This is a genomic window from Ciceribacter ferrooxidans, assembly GCF_004137355.1.
Classification (GTDB): Bacteria; Pseudomonadota; Alphaproteobacteria; order Rhizobiales; family Rhizobiaceae; genus Allorhizobium; species Allorhizobium ferrooxidans.
Genome location: NZ_SDVB01000346.1, coordinates 1 through 349, shown reverse-complemented (window position 1 = coordinate 349; position 349 = coordinate 1). Strand labels below are relative to the sequence as shown.

At 65.6% G+C, this 349-nt stretch carries 1 protein-coding gene; it reads right to left on the bottom strand.

What is annotated here, in order from left to right; all coding sequences use genetic code 11:
* Positions 1–349 (bottom strand): aminotransferase class III-fold pyridoxal phosphate-dependent enzyme (locus EUU22_RS22210; protein ID WP_129334164.1); only part of this gene is annotated, 349 nt, incomplete at both ends.

The following is a 349-nucleotide window of genomic DNA, read 5'->3' as shown; positions in this document are numbered from 1 at the left end:
TAAAGGCCCATGCCGTGGACCGCGCCGACAATCGGAAAACGCTGGCCGAGCGCTTCGAGCCGTGCCTTCAGGTGGTCGCCGGTATCGCGGGCATTTTCCTGCAGGCCCTCGTCACGCATGATGTCGAGCACGGTCATGCCGACGACGCAACTGACCGGACTGCCGCCGGCGGAAGAGAAGAAGTAGCCTTCCTGCTCCAGGGCATCGGCGATTTCCCGACGGGTGATCACGGCGCCGAGTGGCTGGCCGTTGCCCATGCCCTTGGCGACCGTGATGACGTCCGGCACGACACCCTGTTCCTCGAAGCCCCAGAAGTAGTGGCCGAGGCGGCCGTAGCCGACCTGCACCT